The sequence below is a fragment of the Kitasatospora sp. NPDC056184 genome (genome assembly GCF_042268405.1).
GTDB lineage: Bacteria > Actinomycetota > Actinomycetes > Streptomycetales > Streptomycetaceae > Kitasatospora.
The window spans coordinates 329,616-353,226 of sequence record NZ_JBHJUI010000003.1; the positions used below are offsets into that span (position 1 = coordinate 329,616).

The window sequence follows — 23,611 nt, forward strand, 5'->3', positions numbered from 1 at the left end:
GCGGGAGGTGTCGGCGGGGAGGTTCTCACAGCGCGCCGGCCGGGGCGTCGGAGCCGGCGCGCGGGACCGTCAGCTCCACCTCGACGCCCTCGCCGGGCGCCGAGTACAGCTCGGCCGTGCCGCCGAGGTCCCGCAGCCGGCCGCGGATCGACTGGGAGACGCCGAGCCGGCCGGCCCGCTCCGCCTCGCCGAGCCGCCCGGGCGCGAAGCCCGGCCCGTCGTCACGGATCGAGACGGTGACGGCCCCCGGCTCGTCCTCCACCAGGATCCAGGCGCGCGCCGCGGGCCCGGCGTGCCGGCGGACGTTGTCCACCGCGGCGCCGACGGCCGCGGCCAGCTCGCCGGCGGCCGGGGCCGGCAGCAGCACCGGGGTGCCGGGGGCGGACAGGGTGACCCGCTCGTCCGCGTAGGGGGCGAGCAGGGCCCGCAGGTCCTGCGGCTGCTCCGGCTGCCGCGCCCCGCGCGGACCGGGCAGCGGGCCGCCGCTCATCAGCGCGCGCAGGGCGCGCTCCTGCTCACCGGCCAGCCGGCCCAGCTCGGCGAGGTCCGCGCCGTCGGACGGACCGCCGGACGCGCCGGACGGCACCTCGGCGCCCCGGCGCTGGACCAGCGCGAGCACCTGGAGCACGCCGTCGTGGATGTCCCGGGAGAGCCGCTCGCGCTCCCGGGTGGCCGCCTCGACCTGGAGGGCCCGGGTGAGCGTGGCCTCGCTGGCCCGGGCGAGCTCCATCACGTAGCCGATCGCGCAGCCGGCCAGCATCAGCAGCACGATGTTGTGGATGTTGTCCCCGGTCGGACCGCCGTGGCCGAGGATGTTGGCCACCCCGATCACCGACCCGGCCGCCGCCGCCCAGCGCCAGCCGCCCCGCCCGGCGAAGCCGAGCACGGTGCCGGCCGCCCAGATGGTGGGAAGGGTCGGCGCGCCGTGGCTGATCCGGGACGGCGCGTCGACCAGACCGCTCATCACGATGCCGGTGACGGCGAGGAGGAGGTCGGTGGCCAGCACGTACCAGGTGCAGCGGTGCGGGCCGGAGAAGGCCCGGGTGGAGGCGAGCGTCCAGAGCGTCAGCGCGCCGAGGTAGATCCAGCCGGCGACCGGGTGGACGAACTGCAGGTAGGAGTCGAAGTACCGGAGCAGCGCGTAGCAGAGCGCCAGCACCCGGAAGAAGGAGATGGCCCGCCAGAGCGGCAGTTCGACGGACATGCCGCCCGCCGCCACCGCCGCGCCGACCGTGGCCGCGCCGGGCCCGGTTCTACCGCCGTCCGTCATCCTGCCGTCCTCCCCCCGGCGCCCGGCCGGCCCCCGTTCAGGCCGACCCGGTCCCCTTCTGCTGCTCCTGCTCGGCCTTCGCGGCCTCGGCCGCCTTCTCCGCCTCCGCCTTCTCCTCGGCCTTCTCGGCCTTGGCGGCGGCCTGCTCGGCCTTCTGGACGGCCTTGCGCTCGGCGTCGGCCTTCTTCTTGTCGTCGGCGATCTGCCGCTTGGCGGCGGTCGCGTAGATGTCCACGTACTCCTGGCCGGAGAGCCGCATGATCTCGTACATCACCTCGTCCGTCACCGAACGGAGGATGAAGCGGTCGTTCTCCATGCCGTGGTAGCGGGAGAAGTCCAGCGGGCGGCCGATCCTGATGCCCGGGCGGATGCCGAAGTTCGGGACCACCTGGCCGGGCGGCTGCACCTTCTCGGTGTCGATCATCGCGACCGGGATGACCGGCGCACCGGTCGCCAGCGCGACGCGGGCCAGGCCGCCGACCTTGCCCCGGTAGAGCTTGCCGTCGGGCGAGCGGGTGCCCTCCGGGTAGACGCCGAACAGCTCGCCGCGGTCCAGCACGGCGATCGCCGAGCGGATCGCCGCCTCGCCGGCGCCGCGCACGCCCGAGCGGTCCACCGGGAGCTGGCCGACGCCCTTGAAGAAGGCGGCGGTCAGCCGGCCCTTGATGCCCGGCGTGGTGAAGTACTCCGCCTTGGCGATGAACGTCACCCGGCGCTTGATCAGCGCGGGGAAGAAGAAGGAGTCCGAGAAGGAGAGGTGGTTGCTCGCGATGATCGCGGCACCCTCGGTGGGGATGTTCTCCTCACCCTCGATCCACGGCCGGAAGAAGATCCGCAGCAGCGGCGCGACGATCATCTTCATCAGTCGGTAGAACAACCCGGGCCTCCTGTATTGCGGACCGGTCGATCCTAATGCCCCGCGGTGGCCGCCCGTGCCCCGCCCCGCCCCGCCGGGGTGTCCCGCCCCCGGGGTGACGGGCCGTCGGACCGGCTTTCCGGCGGGGGTGTACGGAGCGGGCGGGCACGTGGGACGATGCGAATTCCGCAGCCGCCCGCACCGGCCCGCCCCCGCACGCCCCCGTCCGTACCAGCGTCACCCTCCAGCGTCCTCGCCCGCGAAGGAGTCCGCCATGCCGCTGCTGCCCGGCGCCGAACCGTACCGCCACCGGGGCGGGCCGGTGGGCGTCCTGCTCTGCCACGGGTTCACCGGCTCGCCGCAGTCGCTGCGGCCGTGGGCGGAGGACCTCGCCGCCGCCGGGTACACCGTCGCCCTGCCGCTGCTGCCGGGCCACGGCACCCGCTGGCAGGACATGCAGCTGACCCGCTGGGAGGACTGGTACGCCGAGGTCGAGCGGGAGCTGCTGGCCCTGTCGGCGGAGTGCGAGCGGGTGTTCGTGGTCGGGCTGTCGATGGGCGGCGGCCTGGCGCTGCGGCTGGCCGCGGTGCACGGTCCCGCGGTCGCCGGACTGGTGCTGGTCAACCCGTCGGTGCGCTCGGACAACCCCGCGAGTGTCATTCTGCCGGTGCTGCGCCACCTCCTCCCGAGCCTGCCCGGGGTCGCCAACGACATCGCCCGGCCCGGCGCGGTCGAGCTGGGCTACGACCGGACGCCGCTGCACGCCGCCTGGTCGCTGGCCCGGCTGTGGAAGGACGTCCAGGCGCGGCTGCCGCGGGTGACCCAGCCGGTGCTGCTCTTCCGCAGCCCGCAGGACCACGTGGTCTCCGCGGCCAACTCCGAGCTGGTGCTGGCCCGGATATCCTCGACCGATGTGACGGAGCGGCTGTGCCAGCGCAGCTACCACGTCGCGACGCTCGACCACGACGCGGCGGAAATATTCGCGGCCGCCCAGGACTTCATCCGACGGCTGGCTCCCGCGCACGCGGCGGGCGCCACCCCGGTGAAATCCGACGACCACCAAGGCTGAAGGGCCGGAAGTGCACGAGAGCAGCACGGCGGGCGGCGAGGACGAGACGCCCCGCGAGGAGGGTGCGGCCACCGGCGGCGCGCGGCCGGGCGCCGGGCGGGCGGACGGCGAGCAGACCGGCCGCGGACCGGCCGGCGAGACGGTGGCCGACGTTCCCGGCTCCGGCGACGCCCCGGCGGCGGGCGAAGGAGCTCCGGCGGGCGAGAGAGCGGCGGGCGAGGGCGGCGCGGGCACCGCGGCCGGCCAGCCCCGGGCCCGGCGCGCGCCCGAGCGCAGCCAGGCCGAGCAGGACGAGATCTTCGCCGCGCTGATCGCCCAGTTCGACGACCCGGTCGACCTCAACAACCCGAACTGGCCGGAGATCGAGAACCTCCGGGCGCGCGGCGAGCTCAAGGGCTTCAAGGACCCCGGCGAAGGCCTCCCGGGCGAGGCCGGCGACCTCTCCGACCTGGCGCCCCAGCCGCGCCCGCGCTCCGGCCGGCCGGTGATGCCGGCCGGCGGCTCCGGCCCGCGCGACTTCGAGCTGGCCGAGGAGACCGACGAGGGCCACTTCGAGCCGCCGGAGCCGCCGCCGCTGCCGGAGGCCGACACCACCGCCAAGTTCGCCTGGCTGGCGGTGCTCGGCGGGCCCGCGCTGCTGCTCTTCGACGCGGTCGTCTGGCGCGAGGTCTCCGGCTGGCCCGCCTGGGTCGGGGTGGCCGCCTTCCTGGGCGGCTTCGCCACGCTGGTGGTCCGGATGAAGGACCACGACGAGGACGAGCCGGAGGACCCGCACGGCGGCGCGGTCGTCTGACGGCCGCCCCGCCGGCTACCCCGGGGGCAGTTGGAGGACGGCGAGCACCGGGAGGTGGTCGGTGGCGGCCCGCAGGTCGGCCCCGGTGACACCGGGCAGCCCGTGCGGGACGCCGCAGGCGAGCACCTCGATGCCCGGCGTGGCGAAGACGGCGTCCAGCCGCTGGTAGGGGTTCTCCGGGACGGACGTCATCTCGCCGCCCCAGGGCGCCACCACGTGCCCGTCCTGCAGCCGCCCGGCCAGCGAGCGCCAGCCCGGCCCGTCCGGGTGCTCGTTGAAGTCCCCCGCGATCACACCGAGTTCGGCGTGCCGCAGCTGCCCGGCCAGCAGGTCGAACTGCCGCCGGCGCTCGTCCGCGTCCAGGCTGAGGTGGCAGCTGGTGACGGTGAACGGCGCCGCGCCGGGCAGGTCGACCAGCGCCGTGGCGAAGCCCCGGGCGTGCAGTCCGCGGGTCTTCGGCAGCAGCCGGTCGTGGACGGCCGCCACCCGGATGCCGGGGCGGCCGAGCAGCAGCGGCCCGGCGGCGGCCCGGCCGCCGCCGGCGAGGATCACGGTGCCGGTCCGCCGGGCCAGCCGGCCGGCCTGCCCCTCGGGGCGCCAGTAGCGCGGCGACTCCTGGACGCAGACCAGGTCGGGGGCGCAGGCCCGGATCACCCGGACCAGCGCGCGCCGGTCGTCCCGCAGCGAGCGGACGTTGTAGCTGAGCAGCCGCAGCCGGCCGGGCGCGGGCGGCGGCAGTTCGGCCGGTGCGGTGGTCATCGCGGTTCCTCCCCTGGACGTCCTCGGTGACGACCGTACGGCAGGACGGGGCCGGGGCGGGGGAAGACGACGCGGCCCGCCCCTCCGGGCGGAGGGGCGGGCCGGGACGGGCCGCGGGTCGGGCCGGGTCCGGCCCGGGCGGGTCAGACCGTGCGGGCCAGGTCCGCCGCACCGGCGATGCCGGCGGCCGAGCCGGTCGAGGCGAGCACCACCTCGGCGCGCGGGCGGTGCACCCCGCCGGTCAGGTAGTGCTCGAACGCCTTGGCGACCGGGTCGAGCAGCAGCCGGCCGGAGTCGGAGACCCCGCCGCCGAGCACGAAGACGCCCGGGTCGAAGAGCGCCGCGAGGTCGGCCATCCCCCGGCCCAGCCAGTCGGCCAGCTCGGCGTAGCACTCCAGGGCGAGCGGGTCGCCCTCCTCGGCGGCCTGGGTGATGTGGATGCCGCGGATCGTCTCGGCGACACCGTCGTTGAGCTCCAGCATCCGCTCGCCGCGCAGCGGGTCGGCGGCGGCGCGCTCGCGGCCGTAGCGGCGCAGCGCCCGGCCGGAGCCGTACTGCTCCCAGCAGCCCTTGCCGCCGCAGCCGCAGGGCAGGCCGTCCGGGACCATGTTGAGGTGGCCGATCTCGCCGGCCACGCCGAACCGGCCGCGGTGCAGCCGGCCGTCCAGGACGAGGCCGCCGCCGATGCCGGTGCCGACGGTGATCAGCACCATGTCGGTGTGCCCGGCGCCGGCGCCGAACCGGTACTCGGCCCAGGCGGCGCAGTTGGCGTCGTTCTCGATGACCGCGGACAGGCCGGTCAGTTCCTCGATCCGGCCGCGCAGCGGCTCGTCCTCCCAGTCGATGTTGGGGGCGAAGATCACCGTCGAGCGGTTGCGGTCGACGAAGCCGGGAGCGCCGACGCCGGCCGCGGTCACGTCGGGGTACTGCTCCTTGAGCTCGCGCACGGCCTGCGCGATCGCGTCGACCGCCCACTGCGGGTCGGCCGGGGTGGGCACCCTGGTCCGGGCCAGGATCTCGCCGGCCTCGTCGACCACGCCTGCCGCGATCTTGGTCCCGCCGACGTCGACGCCGATGGTCAGAGCCATGTGTCCCTCAGCTATTCACTCGTTCCCGCTGGACGGAACGCTACCGCCCAACCATGCCCCCGTACACACCGCCGCCTACATTAACCGAAGACAATCCGCCGCCAACCCGGCCGACTCCCTTCAAAAGTCGTACATTTTCACCGGTCGCATTCCAGAGTGAAGCGAGAACACGACCTGAGGAGCATCAGGGGTTCACTGCTTGTCGGACGGACCTTCAGGCGTGTCGTCCAGGTCCACCCGCTCGGTGCGGGCCGCAGCGCCGGCGGTCCAGCGGTGCTCGTGGCCGGCCACGGCGGCCCGGTAGGCGGCCAGCAGTTCGGACCCGGCGGCGGCCAGGCCGGTGCCGGCGGCGGTGAGGTGGCCGTACACCTCGGGCTGCTTGTCGCGCAGGCGGTCGGCCAGCCCGGCCAGCGAGAGCAGGGTCTCGGCGCTCGCCTCCTGGGCCTTCTCGCCGACGACGGCGGCGAACCGGCGCACCTCGTCCACCAGCGGGCCCAGCTCCGGGCCGAACGGGTGCGGGCTCCCGTCCTGCTCGGCGGCGGGCTCGGTCCGGTCGGTGGTGGTCATCGCGCAGGCCTCCTCAGCGGCGGCGACCGCGCCCGCGGCCACCCGCCCCGACGCTACCGGACCGCGCACCGCCGCCCGGACGGCGAGCGGGCGCCCCCGCCCCGAGCGCCGGGACGAGCGCCCCGGAGGCGGGCGGGCGCCCCCTCCCGAGCAGGCGACCGTACCGTCAGCCCCGGGGCCAGAGGGCCGGGTCGGGGGCGAAGCGGACGGCGAGGACGCCGTCGTTCAGGCCCGCGCCGGCGACCGTGCAGCGGCGCAGCGCCGACGGCAGGGCGAGCACCCGCCGATGGGCGCCGAGGCCGACCACCAGTTCGTCGCCGCGCCGCACGAGGTCGAGGTCGGCGCGCTCGGCGCCGGGCAGGGCGAGGTGCCAGACCAGCAGGCCGTCCGCCGCCAGCCGGTCCTCGACCGCCCACGGTCCGGCCGGGCGCGGCTCCGGGCCGGGGCCGGGGCCGTAGAGGCGGTCGGCGACGGCCTCCAGGGTGGCCTCGGCGGGCCCGGTGGTGAGCACCGGGACGTCCTCGCAGCCGGCGGCCAGCGCGGCCAGTGCGTCCCGGCCGCGGCGGGCCCGGGCGGCCAGCCACGGGTCGGGCGAGTCGGCGGCGGCGTCCGGCAGCACGCCGTGCACCACCACGGCGTCCGGGCGGTGGCCGTGCAGGGCCAGTCCGGTGCGGATCCGGCGCAGTTCGTCGAAGGGGTGGGCGTCGGCCGCGGTGACCAGCCGGACGCTGGTGCCGGGCGCGGTGATCGCGGCGCGGGCGGCGGCGAGCGCGCCGGCGGCCTTGGCGCGCGTCTCGTACAGCCAGTCGGCGGGCATCGGCACCCCGGCGAGGCCGGCCAGCAGCGGGCGCAGCGCCCGGGCGGCCTGGCGCTGCTCGGGGACGAGCCGGGCCAGGTAGCGCTCCAGCTGTTCGGGCAGCGCGAGGGTGGCGATGAGCTCGGCGGGCGGCGGGGCGAGCACCACCAGGACGTCGGCGTCGGCCGCGGGCAGCGCGCGCAGCAGGGCGAGCCGGGCGGTGCCGGGGAGGGCGGTGAGCTCCTCGGGGTCGAGCGGGTCGGCGCCGAGCAGGTCGAGGGCGGGCTTGAGCCGGCCGCCGATCTCGTCGAGGGCGTGCCGGAAGGCGGCCTGCTCGTCGGTCCGGGCCGCGGTCAGGCCGGGCGCGTACGCGGTCGGCGCGGCCTCCAGCCGGACGCCGAGTGCGGCGTCCAGGGTGCGGTGCGGGTCGTCGGCCGCCAGCAGCAGGGTGCGCCGGCCCCGTCCGGCGGCGTGCAGGGCGGTGGCGGCGGCCACCGCGGGCGCCGCGTGGTCGCCGCTGACCAGGATGGTGCGTGTCGCCGTCATGCCGTGCCGCCCCCGTTCGTCCGTGCCGCCGACGCGCTCAGAGCGCCTTGTCGGCGGCGGTGTCCTCGACGCGCTTCTTCAGGCCGGCCAGGGCCCGGTCGATGATGACCTTCTCGGCCTTGCGCTTGATCATGCCGAGCATCGGGATCTTGACGTCGACGGCGAGCTGGTAGGTGACCTCGGTGCGGTCGGCGCCGAGCGGGGCCAGCGTGTAGGAGCCGTCGAGCGAACGGAGCATCTGGCTGCGCACCAGGGTCCAGCCGCACTCGCGGTCGCCGTCCCAGGTGTAGGCGAGCACGTGCTCGTCGCGGATGGCGCCGGCGTCGAGCACCAGCCGGACCTGGGCGGCGCGGCCGTTCTCCGCGGTCTCCAGGACCTCGATCTCCTTGACCTCACCGGTCCAGGCCGGGTAGGCGGCGAAGTCGGCGATCACGGCCATGACCGTCGCCGGGGTCGCGTCGATGGTGATGCTCGACCTGGTGTGCTCCGCCATGGAATGGCCCTCCGCGTCGTCCCTTGCCGCTGGTCCCGGCCGAGCCTGCTCGACCGGGTGCGCCCGGAGCAGGCTATCGCGCCCCGGGATCCGCCCCGTCCTTCGGTGCACCCCCGGAGCGGGGCCGGTCCGCCACCGCGACGGGCCCGCCGGGGAAGGGAGCCGCCGGCTACCGGCCGGTCACCGGCGGGCTGCCGTAGGGTGCCAATCGAACGACCCGGTCCCGACCTGGTCGGACGGGCCAAGGTGTGACACTTCGAACACCGGAGCCGACCCCCCTGGTCGAAGCTGCCTACCGGGCAGTAACGTCCTGCCGTCCCGCAGCGTCGCGAACGAGGAGCAGTCTTGCTCGACTTCAGCCTTCCGGCCCTCTACCAGGTACCGAGCGGCGGTAACCTCTCCGACCTCGTGGTCCAGAACGCCGAGCGGCACCCCGACGTCGCGGTGCTCAGCCGCAAGGTGGACGGCCAGTGGCAGGAGTTGACCGCCGCCCAGTTCCTGGTCGAGGTGCACGCCGCCGCGAAGGGCCTGATCGCCGCGGGCATCGAGCCGGGCGACCGGGTGGGGATCATGTCCCGCACCCGGTACGAGTGGACGCTGCTGGACTTCGCGATCTGGACGGCCGGCGCGATCGCCGTGCCGGTGTACGAGACCTCCTCCGCCGAGCAGGTCGAGTGGATCCTCGGCGACTCGGGGGTGGTCGCCGTGTTCACCGAGACCGACGCGCACAGCGCGACGGTCACCGAGGTCCGGGGCGGCCTGCCCGAGCTGCGGCACATCTGGCAGATCGAGGGCAGCGCGCTCGCCGCGCTGACCGAGGCGGGCCGCGAGGTCACCGACGCCACCGTCGCCGAACGCCGCTCGACGGCCGGCGCGGAGTCGATCGCCACCATCGTCTACACCTCGGGCACCACCGGCCGCCCCAAGGGCTGCCAGCTGACCCACGGCAACTTCCTGGCCGAGTGCGGCAACGTGAGGGAGCGTCTGGCCCCGCTGTTCCGCACCGGCGAGAGCTCCGTCCTGCTCTTCCTGCCGCTGGCCCACGTGTTCGCCCGGATCGTCGAGATCACCCCGGCGATGGCCCCGATCAAGCTCGGCCACGTCTCCGACATCCGGGACGTCACCGCCGAGCTGGCCGCGTTCAGGCCGACCCTGATCCTGGGCGTGCCCCGGGTCTTCGAGAAGGTGTACAACACCGCGCGGGCCAAGGCGCAGGCCGACGGCAAGGGCAAGATCTTCGACAAGGCCGCCGACACCGCGATCGCCTACAGCCGCTCACTGGACGCGGGCGGCCCCGGGCTGCTGCTCAGGGCCAAGCGCGCCGTCTTCGACAAGCTGGTCTACAGCAAGCTGCGGGCCGCGCTCGGCGGCCGGGCCACCCACGCGATCTCCGGCGGCGCCCCGCTCGGCGAGCGGCTCGGCCACTTCTACCGGGGCATCGGCTTCACCGTGCTGGAGGGCTACGGCCTGACCGAGACCTGCGCGGCCACCGCCTTCAACCCGTGGGACAAGCAGAAGATCGGCACGGTCGGCCAGCCGGTCCCCGGCGCCTCGGTGCGGATCGCCGAGGACGGCGAGGTCTTCTTCAAGGGCCCGCACGTCTTCACCGGCTACTGGAACAACCCGCAGGCCACCGCCGACACGCTCAAGGACGGCTGGATCGCCACCGGCGACCTCGGCTCGCTGGACGACGACGGCTTCCTCACCATCACCGGCCGCAAGAAGGAGATCATCGTCACGGCGGGCGGCAAGAACGTCGCCCCGGCGGTGATCGAGGACCGGATCCGGGCGCACGCCCTGGTCGGCGAGGTCATGGTGGTCGGCGACCGCAAGCCCTTCGTCGCCTGCCTGATCACGGTCGACGAGGACTTCTTCCCGAAGTGGAAGGAGCTGAACGGCAAGCCGGCCGGCGCCACGGTGGCCGACCTGCGCGAGGACAAGGACCTGCTCGCCGCCCTGCAGACGGCGGTGGACGACGGCAACGCGGCCGTCTCGCACGCCGAGGCGGTGAAGAAGTTCCGCCTGCTCGACACCGTCTTCTCCGAGGAGAGCGGCCACCTGACGCCCTCGCTCAAGCTCAAGCGCAACGTCGTGCTGAAGGACTTCGCGGCCGACGTCGAGGCGATCTACCGGAAGTAGCCTCCCCCGAGCCGCCGGTGCGGCCCGCTCCCGGAACGGCGGGGCGGGCCGTACCGGCACACCCTCAGCCCGCCAGCAGCGAGGTCAGCCGCCCGGCCAGCAGGTCCCAGCGCCAGGAGCGGTCCACCCAGCGCCGACCGGCCTCGCCCATCCGCCGGCGCAGTTCCTCGTCCTTCAGCAGCCGCACGATCCGCTCGGCCGCCGCCGCGGGCGTGCCGCCCGGCACCACGTAGCCGGTCTCGCCCTCCAGCACCGCGTCCGGCGCGCCGCCGGAGTCCCCGGCCACCACCGGCAGGCCGGTCGCCGAGGCCTCCAGGTAGACGATGCCGAGCCCCTCGACGTCCAGCCCGCCGCGCCGGGTGCGGCAGGGCATGGCGAAGACGTCCCCGGCGCCGTAGTGCGCGGGCAGCTCCTCCCAGGGAACCGAGCCGGTGAACCGGACGGCGGAGCGCACGCCCCGGGCGTCCACCAGCTTCTCCAGATCCGCCCGGTAGGGGCCGCCGCCGACGATCAGCAGCACGGCGTCCGGAACGTCGGCGAGGATCTGCGGCATCGCCTCGATGAGGGTGTCCTGGCCCTTGCGCGGCACCAGCCGGGAGACGCAGACCACCACCGGCCGGTCGGCCAGCCCGAGCCGCTCGCGCACCGCGGCGCCGCCGGAGTCCGGGTGGAAGCTCCGCTCGTCCACGCCGGGCGGCAGCTGCACCATCCGCGCGGCCGCCTCCGGGCCGACGGCGGAGGCGATCCGGGAGCGGGTGTACTCGCCGAGGTAGGTGAGCACGTCGGTGCCGGTGCCGATCCGGCGCAGCAGCTGCCGGGCCGCCGGGAGCTGGGCCCAGGCGGCCTCGTGGCCGTGGGTCATGCCGAGCAGCCGCCCGGCGCCGGCCCGGCGCAGCGCGGGCGCCATCAGCCCGAGCGGCGCGGCGGCGCCGAACCAGACCGAGTCGCAGCCCTCGGCCCGCAGGATCTCGGCGGCCCGCCGGGTGACCCGCGGTGTGGGAACCATCACCTTCGTCCGGTCGCGGATCACGGGGAACGGCTGTTCGGCGTCGAAGCGTGCCACCTCGGTGCCGTCGCGCCACGTGGAGGCGTACACCACGATGCTTCCTGCGGGCTGACGGACGGCCATGTTGTGCACGAAGGCCTGGATGCCGCCGGGCCTCGGCGGGAAGTCGTTGGTCACGATCAAGGTCTTGTGCATCAGGCCACGGCTCGCTCGGTCGGGGGGTGCTCGGTGTACCGCTGGGTGATCCGTACGATAGGTCAACACCACGACCCGCCGGGAACGGTTCCCCACACGGCAACCGTTCCACCCCCGGGTCTGTCCTAGTACCCGGGTGGTCGGCGCGGCCGGTCCGGCCCCGTGGCGGCGGCCCGGCGCCGACCCGCCAGACCCGCCCGAACCGCCCGGGCGCCCGTCGCACGGCGCCGCCGGCGGGACGTCCGAGACGAACGAGGGAGCGCAGTGGAGTTGGCCCCGGCCACCGAGCCCGGTACATCCAGCGGCGCCGAGGGCTCCGGCACGGCGCTCGCCGTCCGCCGCGAGCCGGCGCAGAGCACCGCGCGCCCCTCGGGCCGCTCGGGTGCGCTCCTGGCGCTCGGCGCGAGCTGGGTGGCCACCCGGACGCTCCTGGTGCTGCTGGTCACCGGTGTGCTGCGGATGCCCGGCGGGGACATCACCGCCGACGTCTGGCTGATCTACCACGGCTGGTACGGCGTGCTGCAGACCGGCACCTTCCCGCTGGACGACGTCACCTGGCAGTACCCGCCCGGCGCCGCCCTGGTGATCCTGCTGCCGGGCCTGCTGCCCTGGTCGTACCTGGTGTCGTTCTGGGTGATCTGCGGGATCGCCGACGCGGCCGCGATGGCCCTGCTGGTCCGCACCGGGCTGCGCAAGGGCCGGGCGCTGACCGGCGCCTGGGTCTGGATGGCCGGCGTCCCGCTGCTCGGCCCGATGATCTACAACCGCTACGACGTGATCGTCACCGCGATCGCGGTGGCCGGCCTGCTCGCGCTGATCCGCCGCCCGGCGATCGGCGGCGTGCTGCTGGGCCTCGGCGGCATCGTCAAGATCTGGCCGCTGCTCGGCCTCATCGGCACCCCCTCCGGCCGGCGCACCCGCCGCTCCTGGACCGCCGCGGCCGCCTCGACCGCCGCGATCGGCTTCCTGCTGGCCGCCGGGATGAACGGCGCGTTCGAGTTCCTGACGTTCCAGAAGGACCGCGGCATCGAGGTGGAGTCGGTCGGCGCGCTGCCGATCCACTTCGCCCGGATCGCCGGGGCCTGGGACGGCAAGGTGATGATGAACTACGGCTCGGTGGAGATGCTCGGGCCGTGGGTGGACGTGGTCAGCAAGGTGATGCTGGCCGGCACCGTGCTCGGCTTCGGCTGGCTGCTGCTGTGGCGCTTCACCGCCCGGCGGCGCAACGCGGCCACCATGTACGACGCGGCGCTGGCCGCGCTGCTGATCTTCACCGTGACCAGCCGGGTGATCAGCCCGCAGTACCTGGTCTGGCTGGTCGGCGCGGCGGCGGTCTGCCTGACCGTGCGCGGCACCAGCCAGCGGCCGGTGGCGCTGCTGATCCTGGCCGCGACCCCGCTGACCCTGGTGGAGTTCCCGCTGGTCTTCGGCGACGTGGTCGCCAGCAAGCCGGGCGCGATCGCCGTGCTGACCCTGCGCAACCTGCTGCTGCTGGCCGCCACCGTGGTGTCCTGCGTCCGGCTCTGGCGCTCCACCCGGCGCGCCGAGCGGCTGCCGGAGACCGTGGTGCTGACCCGCCGGGAGCCGGTGCCGGCGGCCGCCTTCTCGGTGCGGCCGGGCATTGCCTACGAGCAGGACCTGCTGGACGGCATCGACCGACCGCGGACCCCGCCCGAGCAGCGTCGGCGCGCCCGGCCCTGACCGCGCTCTGGACCGCGCCGGGACGTACCAGGAGGCACCGGGACGCTACGGCGCCAGCGTCCGGAGCTCGGCCAGCCAGAGGCCGGTGAACCCGGCCAGGCCGAGGCCCAGCCGGTCCCGCAGCAGCCCGTCCAGCCACGCCTGCCGGTCCGCGCCCGGGCCCGCCGCGCCGACCGCCCGGTAGAGGGCCACCAGCCGCTCCGGCCCGTACCGGCGGGCGATCAGGTCACAGGCCAGCCAGGCCTGCTCGTAGACCTGGGCCAGGCCCTCCCCGCCGGCCGTGAAGGCGGCGTCCTCGGGCAGCGCGGCGGGCAGCCGCCCGGCGGCGACGTCCCGGGCCAGCTCCGGGGCGATCTGCCGGGCCGTCCGGCCGGTGTCGCCGTAGCCGGTCCAGTCGGCGACGCCCTCGGAGAGCCAGAGCGGCGTCCAGGCGCGGGTGTCGGCCCGGGTCGCCACGTGCACCGCCTCGTGGGTGACCACCACCTGCCGGCCGAAGTCGCTCAGGCCCGCGTAGGTCTGCGGATTGACCAGGATCCGGTCGGCCGGGGCGTTCAGCGGTGCTCCCGGCGCGGCCACCGTGACGGCGGCCATGCCGGACCAGCCGGGCCGCTCCTCCGCCAGCAGCCGGGAGAACTGCTCCCCGGTGGCGGGCAGTTCGAGCAGCAGCCGGCCGGCCCAGGCGGTGCCCCAGAGGGCCTCGACGGCGGCCACCGCCCGGTCGCCGACGGCCGCGAGCCCGGCGGGGGCGGGGGTGTCCGCGGCGTCCACCGCGAGCACCAGGCAGCGCGCTCCGGCCTCGGCCCGGACGGCGCCGAGGTCCCACAGCGGCGGCGGTCCCCCCGCGGCCTCCTCGCGCTCGACCCGCCATCCGGCGGCGGAGCGGGCCAGCGCCAGCCGGCGCGGATGGACCACCGGCTGCCGGTCGTACCCGGTCACCGCGACGGTCAGCTCGGCGGTGGCGGTGCACCGCCCGGCCCCGTCCACCGGGCCGAGCAGCAGGTTCCGGTACCCGGCCCGCAGCGGCAGCGCGGGCGGACCGGCGGTCAGCGCCAGGGCCCGCCCGTCCAGCAGCGCCAGCACGGCGGCGTGCTCGTCCGAGGCCGCGGCGGCGGGGCGCGCCGGGGCGGCCCCGGGCAGCGACAGCTGGGCCAGCCCGCCGGCCGCGAGCAGCAGGGCGGTGCGCCGGGACGGGCGCCGGCCGGCGGTATCCGGGCGGCTCAGAGCCGGATCACCCCCGCGACGGGCATCGTGGTGACGCTCTCGTAGCGGACCTTGGCGCCCGGGTAGGGGGCGTGCACGATCACCCCGCCGCCGGCGTACATCCCGACGTGGTGCATGTCCCGGTAGAAGATCACCAGGTCTCCCGGCCGCGCTTCGGAGAGGCTGACCCGCTGCCCGGCGTACGCCTGGGCCTGCGAGGTGCGCGGCAGGGTCACTCCGGCCTGCCGCCAGCTCCAGTACATCAGACCGGAGCAGTCGAACGCCTTGGGCCCGGTCGATCCGTACACGTAGGGCGAGCCGATCATCCGCACCGCGGCGGCCAGCGCGGCGGCGCCGCGTTCGGAGGCGGGCGGGGTGCTGCCGAAGTCCAGCCGGTCGGTGCCTCGGGTGGCGCGCTGCTCCGCGTCGCGGGCGTCCTGGGCGGCGAGCCGGGCGCGCTCGGCGGTGCCGAGGCTGTTGAGCAGCCGCTGCGCCGTGGCGAGCCGCTGCTGGATCTGCTGCTTGCTCTCGGCCAGCGCCTTGCGGATCTGCTCCAGCTCGGCGAGCTTGGCGGTGGCCTCGGCCCGGCGCTGGTCGAGCGCCCGCTGACGGCCCAGCAGCTCGCGCAGGGTCTCGTTCTGCCGCTCGGCGGCCTGGTCGAGGGTGCGGGCCCGGGAGAGGTAGCCCTCCGGGTCGGTGGAGAGCATCAGCTGGACGGTCCGGGTCATCCCGCCGCCCCGGTACTCGGCGCCGGCCACGGTGGCGAGGTCCCCGCGCAGCCGGTTGAGCTCGTCCTGGGCGAGGACGATCTGCTGCTGGAGCGTGCCGGTCTCGTGCTGGAGCCGCCGCTGGGTCTCCTGGGCGGCGTTGAACCGCTCGGAGGCCTGCTCGGCCTCGTCGTAGAGCTGCTCCACCTGCGCCTTGACGTCCTTGCGGTCGGCCGGGGCGTCCGGCGCGCCGGGAACGGCCCGGGCGCTGCCGCAGGTCGCCACGCCCAGCGCGGTGGTGGCCGCCGCGGTGAGCACCAGCGCCCGGGCGAGCGTCTGCGCACCTGACAGCGGGGAACGGCGGTGCACGGCCATGCGACCTCGGCTCCGATCCTGGGCCGGCCCGCCACCGCACCGGGGCGGGCGGCTGTCGAAAGCGGGCGTCCGCTGGCAGACGTTAGCGAGTCCGGGCAACCGATTCCAAACCCCTCCGAACCCGAATATTCGGACACCTGTCGGACATCAGATCGGTTCGCGGACCGAGCGCCCCGGCGGCCCCGGGGAAAGCCGCAGGCCCGGCCCCCCGCGCGGGGGACCGGGCCTGACGGAACCTGCCGACCGTCGGTCAGAGGCGCACGATGGTGTTGACCGGCATGTTGGAGGCCGACTCGTAGCGGACCGACGCGCCCGGCTTCGGGGCGTGGATGACCTGGCCGCCGCCCACGTAGATGCCCACGTGGTGGCGGTCGCCGTAGAAGATCACCAGGTCGCCGGGCTGGGCCTTGGAGATGTCCGAGCCGATCTGGGTGCCGGCGTTGGCCTGCGCCTGCGAGGTGCGCGGCAGCGACACGCCCGCCTGGGCGTACGCCCAGCCGGTGAGGCCCGAGCAGTCGAAGGAGTTCGGGCCGGTGGCGCCGTAGACGTACGGCGAGCCGAGCTTGCTCTCGGCGGCGGCGATCGCCGCGGCGGCGCGCGAGCCGTTGGCGGCGGGCGCGGCCGGCTTGGCGGCCTCAGCGGCCGGGGCCGAGGAGGCCGACGACGGCGCGCTCAGGTTGCTGCGGTTGGTGTCGCGGGAGGCGCGCTCGGCCTCGGCCTTGGCCTTGGCGGCCTCGGCCTTGGCGGCGTCCGCCTTCGCCTTGGCCTCGGCGGCAGCCTTCTCCTCGGCCGCGCGGATGGCCTGGCGCTCCTGCTCGGTGAGCGTGTTGAGGAGGTCCTGGGCCTTCTGCAGCTTGCCCTGGACGTCTTCCTTGGAGCTCTTCAGCTGCTGGGTGGTGGACTCCAGCTCGGCGAGCTTGGCCTGGGTCTCGGTGCGGTCCTGGTCCAGCCTGCGCTGCTGCTCCTGGAGCTCCTTCAGCGCGCCGGACTGGGTGGAGCCGGCCTGGTTCAGGGCGTCGGCCTGGCTGAGGAAGTTGTCCGGGCTGGCGGAGAGCATCAGCTGGACGGTCTGCGATATGCCGCCCGTGCGGTACTGCTCGCCGGCGATCTCGGCGAGGCCGCCCTGCGCCTCCGTCACCGAAGCCTGCTGACGGGCCACCTTGTCCTGCAGCTCGGCGACCTGCTTCTGCAGCTCCTGCTGCTTGGCCTGGGCGCCGTTGTACTTCTCGGTGGCGACCTCGGCCTGCTCGTTGAGCTGGTCGACCTGCTCCTTGACCTGGTCCTTGGTCGGTGCCGGGTCGGCGTGGGCGCCGGACTGCGCGGAGAGGGCGACGGCAGCGGCGGCGACACCGGTCAGGATCGAGACACGGGTGCGGCCGGCGGGCTTGGGACGACGATGGGACGCCACGAAGGCGGACTCCTTCTTCCTCATCCGCCTACCGGGTGAGCTGACGGGTTCGGGCGGAAGCGTGCCCTACGACGCCTCACCCGCCGCTCGCGCGGCCGGCCTGGCGCCGATTCACCCCGGAGGAACGTGGTTCCCCGGCTCCGTTCCACAGCGGACCCCCGACGACTGGGTCCTCACTCGGACGGGCCACTCGTGGCCCCGCCCCGCTGCTTCGCGAACTCGGCGGCGAACCCCGCCGCCACCCAGGCTGGGTGATCGACTGTGCGTGGTTCGAGGCACGACCCTAGTAACAGATCCGTGATCCGTTCAAATCCTTGTCAGAAAAAAGTCGGAAGAATACCCAAGTTCTTTTGTGAATATGACTGAGTGTGATCGCAGCCCCACGTCGGGCTGATCATTCTCCGTCAGGTGGCCGAACCCCGCCGGAAACGCCCCGCGCCACCCCCGTCCGGGAGTGGCGCTGATCACAGGGGCCTCGACGGCCCCCTCGGGCGTGTCGTGCCGGTCCGTCAGACCCGGCGGATCGTGTTGATCTTCATGGCGTCGGCCTTCATCACCTTCACCACGTCACCGGTGCGCGGCGCGTGGACCACCATGCCGTTGCCGATGTACATGCCGACGTGGCTGCGGTCGTCGCGGTAGATGATCAGGTCGCCCGGCTGGGCCTCGGCCAGCGACGGCACCCGGGTGCCGTAGTTGCCCTGCGCCTGCGAGGTGCGCGGCAGCGAGACGCCGGCCTTCCCGTAGGCCCAGACCATCAGGCCGGAGCAGTCGAAGGTGCTCGGGCCGGTGTCGCCCCAGCCGTAGGGCGAGCCCTGCTTGCTCATCGCGTTGGCGACCGCCGCGCCGGCCATGCCGCTCGCCTGCGGCAGGCTGCCCAGGTCGGTGCGCTCGCTGCCGCGCGAGGCGCGGTCGGCCTGCTGCTGAGCCGCCTTCAGGGCGGCCCGGTCGGCGGCGCTGAGCGAGTTCAGCAGCTCCTGGGCCTCCCGGAGCTTCTTGTTGACCTCGGCCTTGGTCTGGTTCAGGTCCTTGGTGGTGCTGTCCAGCGAGGCCAGCACGGCGGCCGCCTCGACCTTCTGCTGGTCGAGCCGGCGCTGCTGGTCCTGCAGGCCCTTGAGCGCCTCGGCCTGGCTGGAGCTGGCCTGCTGCACGCTGGAGGCCTTGTCCAGGTAGCCGGACGGGTCGGAGGTGAGCATCAGCTGGACGGACGGGTCGATGCCGCCGGTGCGGTACTGCTCGCCCGCCACCTCGGCCAGCCCGGCCTGAAGCTGGGTCATCTGCTCCTGGCCGCGGGCGACCTGGTCCTGGAGCTGGTCCGCCTGCTTGCGCAGCTGGTCGGCACGCTCCTTGGCGCCGTTGTACTTCTCGGTGGCCTGCTCGGCCTCTTCCTGCAGCTGGTCGATCTGCGCCTTGACGTCGTCCTTCTTCGGCGACGGGCTGGGCGCGGCGTGGGCGGCGACCTGGGCGGAGAGAGCGACCGCGGTCGCAGCGGCAGCGGTGAGCACGGAGACCCGCGCGCGGCTCGGCTGCTTGGGACGGCGGTGGGAGGCCAAGGGACCGGCTCCTTCTTCCAATGGCCTCACCCGAACGGGTGAGAATCCGGAAAATAGGTTTGACGCCAGACCCTAGTGAAGATCCACGTTTCGCGCCACTCCCCCGATCGCGTGAACCCCGACCGCCCACCTGACTTCACAGAACTCCCACAACATCGCAATCCAGGCGCTGACCAGCCGTCATGCCGGCCGGCCGGCGCCCGGGAGGGGTTACGGGCGGGCCAGCCGGTTCAGCAACAGCACCGACGCGACGGGGCGCGCGCCGGCCTTCCGCACGCCCTCCGCGACCTCCCGGTCGGTGGAGACCACCACCACCGGGCGCCCCTGCGGCTCGGCCCGCACCAGCCGGCGGATCAGCTCGTCCGCCGTCTCCCCGGTCCGGCTGAACCGCACCCGCACCCCGCGCGGCGGCGCCATGATCACCGGCACGTCCAGGTCCTGGCCGTCGAACACACAGGTGACCTCCGCCTGGGTGCGCTGCGCCAGCATGGCCAGCCCGCCCAGCAGCCGGATCCGCTGCTGCTCCAGCGGCAGCGTCGGATAGCCGGTCTTGGTCACGTTGTAGCCGTCCACCACCAGATGGACCTGCGGGATCGCCAGCAGCTGGTCCAGCAGCGCCGGATCGTCCTCGGCCAGACCCCTCCGCGCCACGTCGTGCGGCGAGGCCGAGCCCGGCTCCACCGCCTCCACCAGGTCCGCCGGACGGATCTGGGAGACCGGCAGCGCCAGCTCCCGCTGCAGCCCCTGCGCCGACTGCAGCACGGTGTCCAGCAGCAGCCGCAGCCGCATGTCCTCGACGCTGCGCCCCTCGCGGGCCGACCGGCGGCCCTGCTCGGCGGCGTTCTCCAGCTCGGTGACCCGGTGCCGCAGCCGGCGCGCCTCGCTCTCCGCCGTGCTCCGCTCGGCCGCCGCCTGCGCCCTGGCCGCCTCCAGCTCGGCGGCCACCTTGCGGGTCTCGGCCTGCGCCCGGCGGGTGTCGCTCTCCAGCGACCGCAGCCTGCGGCGCAGCGAGTCCGCCTCCCGGCGGACGTCCTCCGACTCGGCCCGCTGCCGCTCCAGGTCGGAGCGCGCCGCGGAGCGCACCTCGGCCAGCTCGGCCTGCAGCTTCTCCACCAGCCGGGCCGCCTCGGCCGCCGCGCCCTCGGCGCCCGCCCGCTCGGCCTCCTCGCCGGCCTCGGTGACCAGCCGGCTCCACCCGGCGGAGCGCACCAGATAGGCGGCGGCCGCCACGTCCATCGGGTCGGCGGCGCCCGGCACGGTGCCCGACTCCAGCGCCCTGACCAGGTCCGGCTGGCCCAGCCGCAGCCGCTCCGCTATCCGCGACCGGAAGGCCGGCTCGGCCTCCAGCGCCGCCGCCAGCGCGGTCGCCGCGTACTTGGCCCGGCGCGCGGGGGTGAACTTGGCGTACTGGCGCAGCGACTGGGGCAGCTCCGCGAGCGGCAGCCCGCCGAGCGCGTCGGAGGCGAGCCCCACCACGCGCCGGCGCACGCCCTCGGGCAGCGGCCGGTCCAGCACCTCGGCGCCACCGGCCCCGTCGGCGCCCCGCACCGATCCGTCGACGGCTGCCGCCGGCTCGTCACCGCCGCCGGACTCCTCCCCCGCGGCCGCCTCGGCCGGGGTGCCGCTGCCGGAGGGGGCGGCCCCTGCCGCGTCCGGCGCCTGCGCGTCCACAGCGGGCTGCGGCCCCTGCGGCCCCGCGGGCTCCCTCGCTGCGTCCACCACGTCCTCGGCTCCGATCCTGGTCCAGCGGAGTACGGCCCCCGGCCGCCACCCCCGTCACACTCCGCGCGTTTCTCTCTGCATTGTCCCGTGCGGCGGCCGGCCGTGCCCTGCACCGCCCGCCGCACGCGTCAGGCGGTCAGGCCTGCTCGGGAGCCTCGGCACCGTCGGCCGCGCCCGGGCGGGCGACCAGCTCGACCTGGTCGACCGCGTTGCACCAGCGGCAGCGCACCGACTCGACGGTCTCGCTGAGCACCTGGGTCTCCTCGATCTTCGACTCGCCGGCCAGGTCGAAGTGGAGGAACTCGGTGACCCGGGCGGTCCGGGTCACGTCGAAGCGGGTCAGGTTGCCGCAGAGCGTGCAGCGCCAGCGCGTCTCGGCGGTCAGGGCGGGGACGGTCATCGGGGGTCCTCTCGGGTGGTCCCGGAACGGGCTCAGGCGCTCCCCCCGGAGCCCCGGCGTCGGCGGCGGGAGGCGGGATTGCCCGCCCCAAGCCTATTGCCTGGGGCAACCTTCGCGGCCACCGGCCGACCGGCCCCCACCGGTAGCCCACCTGCCGTAACCGCGCGGTGGCCGCCCGGCGCCGGGGGGATGCTGGGGCCCATGGCGATCCCGGTCCTCCCCGCCCGCACCGGCGCGCGCCGCGGCCGGCCGCCCGACACTGCCCCGGCCGTCTGCTACGCGCTGATCGCGCTCAACACCGCGGTCTTCCTGCTCGGGCCGGCCGCCGGGGTCAACCCGCTCTACGGCCGGGGCCAGGCCCGGGTCTGCGCGGAGCAGCGCTACGAGCAGCGCTGGGGGGCGGTCCCCGCCGAGCTGCTGACCGGACGCCCGCTGACCGCCGACCGGCTCGCCGAGGCCCCCGCCCCGGTGCCCGGCTGCCCGGCCTCGCCCACCCCGGGCAAGCACCCGGCGCTCTCCGTGCTCAGCGCGCTCTTCCTGCACGGCGGCTGGCTGCACCTGCTCGGCAACCTGCTCTTCCTGCACGTCTTCGGCCCGACCGTGGAGCGGCGGCTGGGGCGCTCCCGGTTCCTCCTCTTCTACCTGGCGTCCGGGGCGCTGACCACCTACGGCTTCGCGCTGGCCGAGGCGCACTCGGCGGACGCCGCCCGGGTGCTGATCGGCGCCTCCGGGGCGATCTCCGCCGTCCTCGGCGCCTACCTGCGGTTCCATCCGCGGGCCCGGGTCACCACGCTCGTCCCGCTGCTGCTCTTCCTGCCGCTGCGCTTCCCGGCCTGGCTGGTGCTGGGCCTCTGGTTCGCGCTCCAGTGGTGGTCGGTGCACTCCGCCGGGCCCGGTGTGGCGTACCTGGTGCACGTGATCGGCTTCGCGGCGGGCTTCCTCCACGCCTGCACCCTGACCGGGCGCCGGCCCCGGGCCACCCGCCCCCGCGACGGTGCCGCCGACGCCCGATACCCTGGCGGCACCTCACAAAGGAGTACGCCACCGTGATCACCGCCATCGTCCTGATCAAGACCAGCGTCGACCGCATCCCGGAGATCGCCGAGGCGATCGCCGCCATCGAGGGCGTCAGCGAGGTCTACTCGGTGACCGGCGGCTACGACCTGGTGGCGATGGTGCGGGTCGGCCGGCACGACGACCTCGCCGAGGTGATCCCCGGTCGGCTCAACAAGGTCCCGGGCGTGGCCCACACCGAGACCCAGATCGCCTTCCGCACGTACTCCCAGCACGACCTGGAGGCCGCCTTCTCGATCGGCCTCGACGAGTAGGACCGGGCGAGCGGGACCGCTCAGCCCTCCCGGCGGGTGTCCGCGACGCAGCGGCCGCCCTCGTTGCGGTAGGTCCAGGCCGCGCCGTCGGTGACCAGCTCGCGGACGGCGTTCAGGAACCGGTCCACGTGCTCGTCCGGGGTGCCCGCGCCGAAGCTCACCCGGATCGCGTTCAGGCTGCGCTCGCCGGGCAGCGAGGGCTCCGGCGCGCCGCACTCCGAGGGCGCGGCCTCCTCGTCGCCGAGCAGGGTGCGCACCAGCGGGTGGGCGCAGAACAGGCCGTCGCGGACCCCGATGCCGTACTCGGCGGACAGCGCGGCCGAGAAGTGCGAGCTGTTCCAGCCGCGGACGACGAAGGAGAGCACGCCCACCCGGTCCGAGTCGGAGCCGAACAGGTTCAGCACCCGGACCTCCGGGATCTCGGCCAGCCCGGCCTTCAGCCGCGCGACCAGGGCCCGCTCGCGGGCCTCCAGCGCGTCGAACCCGGCCTCGGTGAGCGCCCGGCAGGCCGAGGCGATCGCGTAGGCGCCGATGACGTTGGGCGAGCCGGCCTCGTGCCGGGCCGGGCCGGTGTGCCACTGCACGGCCACCGAGCCGTCGGCCTCCCGGGCCACCGTGCGGGTGGCGCCGCCGCCGGCCAGGTACGGGTCGGCCGCGTCCAGCCAGTCGGCCCGGCCGGCCAGCACCCCGGAGCCGAACGGCGCGTACAGCTTGTGGCCGGAGAAGGCGATCCAGTCGACGTCCAGCTCGCGCACCGAGACCCGGTGGTGCGGGGCCAGCTGCGCGGCGTCCAGCACCACCCGGGCGCCGTGCCGGTGGGCGGTCCGGGTCAGCTCGGCGACCGGCCACAGCTCGCCGGTGACGTTCGAGGCGCCGGTGACGCAGAGCAGCTTCGGGCCCTCGGGCGCCTCGGCGAGCGCGGCGTCGAAGGCGGCGACCGCCTCGGCGTGCGAGCGCGGGGCGCGCAGGTAGGTGACGTCCAGACCGGCGTGCGCCCAGGGCAGCAGCGAGGCGTGGTGCTCGGTCTCGAAGGCGAACACCCGGGTCCCGGCCGGGACGGCGCCGGCCAGCAGGTTGAGCGAGTCGGTGGTGGCGCGGGTGAAGACCACCTGGTCGCCCTCGCGCAGGTCCAGGAACTCGGTGACGGTCCGGCGGCTCTGCTCGAACAGGTCGGTGGAGAGCTGCGACAGGTAGCCGGCGCCGCGGTGCACGCTGCCGTAGTAGGGGGCGTAGGCCGCGACGTCGTCCCAGACCCGCTGGAGCGCCGGGGAGCTGGCGGCGTAGTCGAGCGCCGCGTAGCCGACCTTGTCGCCGTTGGCGAGCGGGACCTGGACGTCGTGGCCGAGGACGGCGAGGGGCGCGCAGAGGGAGGTGGCGAGGGACATGAGGATGCACTCCTGTACGGGTCTGGGACCCCGGGAGTGCGATGCGTCCGGCGTCCGCGCTTGCCACGCGGACGGCTCGCCACGTGACCCGGTCCTCACCCAGGGCACCCCGCCACGGACGGAGGGTTGCCGGACAGCCAGCTGGGGCTTGACGCTGTCGCTCATGACCTGGCGAAGACTCTAGGTCGCGTCCGCCCCGCGGTCAAACAGCGGTCCGCATCCCGGACACGCGTCGGGGCCCACCGGGAGGATTCC

The 23,611-nt window shown here is 75.1% G+C and carries 21 protein-coding genes and 2 riboswitches; of the genes, 6 read left to right on the plus strand and 15 right to left on the minus strand.

Annotated features, from left to right (window positions below):
- Positions 1 to 25: 25 nt before the first annotated feature.
- Both macS and ACFC0B_RS09190 read right to left on the minus strand, forming a co-directional pair.
- The gene (gene macS / locus ACFC0B_RS09185; protein WP_376084112.1) at positions 26 to 1,270 is read right to left on the minus strand and encodes a MacS family sensor histidine kinase; all 1,245 of its coding nucleotides are present in this window, start codon (positions 1,268 to 1,270) and stop codon (positions 26 to 28) included.
- 37 nt (positions 1,271 to 1,307) lie between these two features.
- A complete protein-coding gene (locus tag ACFC0B_RS09190) occupies positions 1,308 to 2,132 on the minus strand; it encodes a lysophospholipid acyltransferase family protein (RefSeq protein WP_376084391.1) in 825 nt (274 codons plus the stop codon).
- 268 nt (positions 2,133 to 2,400) lie between these two features.
- On the opposite strand from ACFC0B_RS09190, the gene ACFC0B_RS09195 reads away from it, so the two are divergent.
- On the plus strand, positions 2,401 to 3,195 hold the full coding sequence (locus tag ACFC0B_RS09195; protein ID WP_376084114.1) for an alpha/beta hydrolase: 795 nt from the start codon (positions 2,401 to 2,403) through the stop codon (positions 3,193 to 3,195).
- A gap of 10 nt (positions 3,196 to 3,205) precedes the next feature.
- Positions 3,206 to 3,988: a hypothetical protein gene (locus ACFC0B_RS09200; RefSeq protein ID WP_376084115.1), complete on the plus strand. Its 783-nt coding sequence runs from the start codon at positions 3,206 to 3,208 to the stop codon at positions 3,986 to 3,988.
- 15 nt (positions 3,989 to 4,003) lie between these two features.
- Here the strand turns inward: ACFC0B_RS09200 and ACFC0B_RS09205 are convergent, their stop codons facing one another.
- The 5 genes from ACFC0B_RS09205 to ACFC0B_RS09225 all read right to left on the minus strand — a co-directional run bounded on the left by ACFC0B_RS09205 (position 4,004) and on the right by ACFC0B_RS09225 (position 8,237).
- Positions 4,004 to 4,747 carry an endonuclease/exonuclease/phosphatase family protein gene (locus ACFC0B_RS09205; protein ID WP_376084117.1) on the minus strand — a complete coding sequence of 248 codons (744 nt, stop codon included), beginning with the start codon at positions 4,745 to 4,747 and terminating at the stop codon, positions 4,004 to 4,006.
- A 143-nt stretch (positions 4,748 to 4,890) separates the two neighbouring features.
- Positions 4,891 to 5,835: an ROK family glucokinase gene (locus ACFC0B_RS09210; protein ID WP_376084118.1), complete on the minus strand. Its 945-nt coding sequence runs from the start codon at positions 5,833 to 5,835 to the stop codon at positions 4,891 to 4,893.
- A gap of 192 nt (positions 5,836 to 6,027) precedes the next feature.
- The gene (locus ACFC0B_RS09215) at positions 6,028 to 6,402 is read right to left on the minus strand and encodes a DUF5304 family protein (protein WP_376084119.1); all 375 of its coding nucleotides are present in this window, start codon (positions 6,400 to 6,402) and stop codon (positions 6,028 to 6,030) included.
- Positions 6,403 to 6,568: 166 nt separating this feature from the next.
- The gene (locus tag ACFC0B_RS09220; protein WP_376084121.1) at positions 6,569 to 7,744 is read right to left on the minus strand and encodes an ArsA family ATPase; all 1,176 of its coding nucleotides are present in this window, start codon (positions 7,742 to 7,744) and stop codon (positions 6,569 to 6,571) included.
- 37 nt (positions 7,745 to 7,781) lie between these two features.
- Positions 7,782 to 8,237 carry an SRPBCC family protein gene (locus ACFC0B_RS09225; protein WP_376084123.1) on the minus strand — a complete coding sequence of 152 codons (456 nt, stop codon included), beginning with the start codon at positions 8,235 to 8,237 and terminating at the stop codon, positions 7,782 to 7,784.
- A 345-nt stretch (positions 8,238 to 8,582) separates the two neighbouring features.
- Here ACFC0B_RS09225 and ACFC0B_RS09230 point away from each other — a divergent pair, with 345 nt between their 5' ends.
- A complete protein-coding gene (locus ACFC0B_RS09230; protein ID WP_376084125.1) occupies positions 8,583 to 10,376 on the plus strand; it encodes an AMP-dependent synthetase/ligase in 1,794 nt (597 codons plus the stop codon).
- A gap of 64 nt (positions 10,377 to 10,440) precedes the next feature.
- Here ACFC0B_RS09230 and ACFC0B_RS09235 read toward each other — a convergent pair whose 3' ends face one another.
- Entirely contained in the window at positions 10,441 to 11,577 is a 1,137-nt protein-coding gene (locus ACFC0B_RS09235; protein ID WP_376084126.1) for a glycosyltransferase family 4 protein, read from the minus strand.
- A 264-nt stretch (positions 11,578 to 11,841) separates the two neighbouring features.
- Between ACFC0B_RS09235 and ACFC0B_RS09240 the strand changes: the two genes are divergently transcribed.
- Positions 11,842 to 13,278 carry a glycosyltransferase 87 family protein gene (locus ACFC0B_RS09240; RefSeq protein WP_376084128.1) on the plus strand — a complete coding sequence of 479 codons (1,437 nt, stop codon included), beginning with the start codon at positions 11,842 to 11,844 and terminating at the stop codon, positions 13,276 to 13,278.
- 45 nt (positions 13,279 to 13,323) lie between these two features.
- Here the strand turns inward: ACFC0B_RS09240 and ACFC0B_RS09245 are convergent, their stop codons facing one another.
- The 6 genes from ACFC0B_RS09245 to ACFC0B_RS09270 form a co-directional block, all read right to left on the minus strand.
- Positions 13,324 to 14,358, minus strand: a complete 1,035-nt coding sequence (locus tag ACFC0B_RS09245; protein ID WP_376084130.1) for a hypothetical protein — start codon at positions 14,356 to 14,358, stop codon at positions 13,324 to 13,326.
- Between the two features lie 137 nt (positions 14,359 to 14,495).
- Positions 14,496 to 15,560 carry an NlpC/P60 family protein gene (locus ACFC0B_RS09250; RefSeq protein WP_376084132.1) on the minus strand — a complete coding sequence of 355 codons (1,065 nt, stop codon included), beginning with the start codon at positions 15,558 to 15,560 and terminating at the stop codon, positions 14,496 to 14,498.
- Between the two features lie 250 nt (positions 15,561 to 15,810).
- The gene (locus ACFC0B_RS09255) at positions 15,811 to 16,968 is read right to left on the minus strand and encodes an NlpC/P60 family protein (protein WP_376084134.1); all 1,158 of its coding nucleotides are present in this window, start codon (positions 16,966 to 16,968) and stop codon (positions 15,811 to 15,813) included.
- 10 nt (positions 16,969 to 16,978) lie between these two features.
- Positions 16,979 to 17,142, minus strand: a riboswitch (cyclic di-AMP (ydaO/yuaA leader).
- Between the two features lie 335 nt (positions 17,143 to 17,477).
- Positions 17,478 to 18,521 carry an NlpC/P60 family protein gene (locus ACFC0B_RS09260; protein ID WP_376084135.1) on the minus strand — a complete coding sequence of 348 codons (1,044 nt, stop codon included), beginning with the start codon at positions 18,519 to 18,521 and terminating at the stop codon, positions 17,478 to 17,480.
- Positions 18,522 to 18,731: 210 nt separating this feature from the next.
- A complete protein-coding gene (locus tag ACFC0B_RS09265; protein ID WP_376084393.1) occupies positions 18,732 to 20,069 on the minus strand; it encodes an NYN domain-containing protein in 1,338 nt (445 codons plus the stop codon).
- A gap of 310 nt (positions 20,070 to 20,379) precedes the next feature.
- Positions 20,380 to 20,643 (minus strand): hypothetical protein, encoded by a 264-nt coding sequence (locus tag ACFC0B_RS09270; RefSeq protein ID WP_376084137.1) that lies wholly within the window; start codon positions 20,641 to 20,643, stop codon positions 20,380 to 20,382.
- Positions 20,644 to 20,844: 201 nt separating this feature from the next.
- Between ACFC0B_RS09270 and ACFC0B_RS09275 the strand changes: the two genes are divergently transcribed.
- The gene (locus tag ACFC0B_RS09275) at positions 20,845 to 21,693 is read left to right on the plus strand and encodes a rhomboid family intramembrane serine protease (protein WP_376084139.1); all 849 of its coding nucleotides are present in this window, start codon (positions 20,845 to 20,847) and stop codon (positions 21,691 to 21,693) included.
- Entirely contained in the window at positions 21,690 to 21,971 is a 282-nt protein-coding gene (locus ACFC0B_RS09280) for an Lrp/AsnC ligand binding domain-containing protein (protein ID WP_355361788.1), read from the plus strand. Before ACFC0B_RS09275 ends, ACFC0B_RS09280 begins: the two co-directional genes overlap by 4 nt.
- A gap of 20 nt (positions 21,972 to 21,991) precedes the next feature.
- Here ACFC0B_RS09280 and ACFC0B_RS09285 read toward each other — a convergent pair whose 3' ends face one another.
- A complete protein-coding gene (locus tag ACFC0B_RS09285; protein WP_376084141.1) occupies positions 21,992 to 23,356 on the minus strand; it encodes an aminotransferase class V-fold PLP-dependent enzyme in 1,365 nt (454 codons plus the stop codon).
- A 51-nt stretch (positions 23,357 to 23,407) separates the two neighbouring features.
- Positions 23,408 to 23,525, minus strand: a riboswitch (SAM riboswitch).
- Positions 23,526 to 23,611: the final 86 nt, after the last annotated feature.